General features: G+C 65.2%; 1 protein-coding gene. It reads left to right on the forward strand.

What is annotated here, in order from left to right:
- Window positions 1-174: 174 nt before the first annotated feature.
- Window positions 175-420: IS5/IS1182 family transposase (locus tag TN53_RS42575; protein WP_046264282.1), on the forward strand; the 246-nt coding region annotated here is incomplete at its 3' end.

The following is a 420-nucleotide window of genomic DNA, read 5'->3' on the forward strand; positions in this document are numbered from 1 at the left end:
ATCCAGATGGGACACCAACGATGCCCTGGTGAGAAAACGCGGCTTCTGAGACAGGGGCAAACGCCTGGCAACGTCATTGACTTAATCCGGGAAAGAGATCAGCGGAAGTCGGCGGAGGCTTGTCTTCCTAAGACTTGTCCCGTAACCGCTGGCCACGGATGAGATGATCTTGGCGTGTCTGGTGTGCTCACGGCGTCGGAACCGTCCTGGATAGCCCCGTTCACCGGGCTGAGCCCGCGTCAGTTCGGGAAGCTGATCACCGCGTTGCGGCGCGAGGGCGCCGACCCGGTGCGCAGGGGGAGGCCGTGGGGCCTGCCGCTGGAGGACCGGGTGCTGCTGGTCGCCGCCTACTGGCGGACCAACCTGACCCTGCGTCAACTGGCGCCGCTGTTCGGGGTGTCGAAGTCGGCCGCCAACCGC

The sequence above is a fragment of the Streptomyces sp. WM6386 genome, assembly GCF_000972385.1.
Taxonomy (GTDB): domain Bacteria; phylum Actinomycetota; class Actinomycetes; order Streptomycetales; family Streptomycetaceae; genus Streptomyces.